The sequence below is a fragment of the Clostridium sp. CAG:43 genome (assembly GCF_000434655.1).
Taxonomy (GTDB): Bacteria; Bacillota; Clostridia; order Lachnospirales; family Lachnospiraceae; genus Otoolea; species Otoolea fessa.
This window is the reverse complement of record NZ_FR894978.1, coordinates 1,624-3,624: the sequence shown is the minus strand read 5'-3', so window position 1 is coordinate 3,624 and position 2,001 is coordinate 1,624. Positions and strand designations below refer to the sequence as shown.

General features: G+C 47.3%; 2 protein-coding genes. One reads left to right on the top strand and one right to left on the bottom strand.

Annotation, left to right across the window (positions count from 1 at the left end):
• Nucleotides 1-99: 99 nt before the first annotated feature.
• The gene (galE, locus tag QVO97_RS00280) at nucleotides 100-1,125 is read right to left on the bottom strand and encodes a UDP-glucose 4-epimerase GalE (RefSeq protein WP_022358453.1); all 1,026 of its coding nucleotides are present in this window, start codon (nucleotides 1,123-1,125) and stop codon (nucleotides 100-102) included.
• Nucleotides 1,126-1,486: 361 nt separating this feature from the next.
• Between galE and QVO97_RS00275 the strand changes: the two genes are divergently transcribed.
• Nucleotides 1,487-2,001: 4Fe-4S cluster-binding domain-containing protein (locus QVO97_RS00275; RefSeq protein WP_288188452.1), on the top strand; the 515-nt coding region annotated here is incomplete at its 3' end.

The following is a 2,001-nucleotide window of genomic DNA, read 5'->3' as shown; positions in this document are numbered from 1 at the left end:
GCAGATGTTAGGATGGACATCTGTCAGCCGCTTTTGTCATGTAATAGGAAATTTCCTGGAATTCCCTATTACACAAAAAGGCACATTCTTTATTTTCTTTTAGTCCTCAGCGTCCCGATATCCGTTCGGGTTCATCGACTGCCATTTCCAGGAGTCAGCGCACATCTCCTCAATGCCGTACTGAGCTTCCCAGCCGAGTTCATTTTTCGCTTTGGTAGCATCGGAGTAGCAGGTTGCGATATCGCCGGCGCGGCGTGGCTTGATTTCATAAGGAATTGTTTTGCCGCAGGCTTTTTCGTAAGCCTTGACAACATCGAGTACGCTGTAGCCTTTGCCGGTGCCGAGGTTGTAGATATATACGTCTGGCTTATCGTTAAATTTCTGGAGTGCTTTTACATGACCGACCGCAAGGTCAACTACGTGGATGTAATCGCGCACACCGGTTCCGTCTGGAGTCGGGTAATCATTGCCGAAGACACCGAGACATTTCAGCTTGCCGACAGCAACCTGTGCGATATAAGGAACCAGGTTGTTCGGGATTCCCTTCGGATCCTCGCCGATCAGACCGCTCTTGTGTGCACCGATTGGGTTGAAGTAGCGGAGCAGAACAACATTCCATTCCGGATCTGCCACGTGCAGGTCAGTTAAAATCTGTTCAAGCATTCCCTTTGTCTGACCGTAAGGGTTTGTGATTTTGCCTTTCGGGCATTCTTCGGTGATCGGGACGAATGCCGGATCTCCGTATACGGTAGCGGAGGAGCTGAAAATGATTTTCTTGACGCCATGATTGCGCATTACGTCGCAGAGAATCAGGGTTCCGGTGATATTGTTGTGGTAATATTCCAGTGGCTTCGCAACGGATTCCCCGACTGCCTTTAAGCCTGCAAAATGAATGACCGAATCGATGGATTCTTTTTCAAAAATCTCATTGACTGCCTCGTGATCCAGCATATCTGCCTTGTAAAAGGTTACATGCTTGCCGGTGATTTTCTCCACGCGGCGCAGCGCTTCCTCACTGGCATTGTAAAGGTTGTCCATGACAACGACCTCATATCCGGCGTTTAAAAGTTCGATGCAGGTATGACTGCCGATGTAACCGGCGCCTCCAGTAACTAAAATAGCCATTGTAAACTCCTCCTTCATCCTACCTATAAGAATAATTCATTCTATACCTTTAATCTTTCTTTATTATAAACGCGGCTTGCGAGGAAAACAATCAGAAATATTGTCATGTGTTATCGAAATTATATTTTAAGAGAAAATTTAAAGGCGGAGATTGGCAAGGTTCGGATACAGTTCTGTCTGCAGATTTTGCTGATTTGGAATGCGAAGCATCAGCAAAATTCCGTTACTGGGCATGCGTGAACAGTAACACATATGGGAATAATGACAGAATGTATGTTCGAAAAAGCTTGCATTTAAAAAGGGAGTATGGTATGATAAAACCAGAACTAATGTTCGGCAGGACGGGAGGAGGAAGAACCTCATGCTGATACAGGAAAATCTTTCAATCGAAGAAAAGTTAAGAATTTTATCGGATGCGGCGAAGTATGACGCCGCCTGCACATCCAGCGGCGTGGGTAGAAAGGGAAAGGAAGGCTTTCTTGGAAACAGCCGGGTGGACGGCATCTGCCACAGTTTTGCCTCGGATGGGCGCTGTATCTCCCTGCTGAAAATTTTATTTACGAACCAGTGCATCTATGACTGTCATTACTGTGTCAACCGTCGGAGCAATGACACGGTCCGTACCTCCTTTACGCCAGAGGAGGTCTGCCGTCTGACGATGGAATTCTACCGGCGCAACTATATAGAAGGATTGTTTTTAAGTTCCGGTGTGCTGGAGACACCGGATCACACGATGGAACTGCTGTATCAGACCTTGTACCGGCTTCGGCGGGTCCATCGATTTAACGGTTACATCCATGTGAAAGCAATTCCGGGGGCAGATCCGGAGCTGATTGAGAGAGTGGGCTTTCTGGCGGACCGGATGAGTGTGAATCT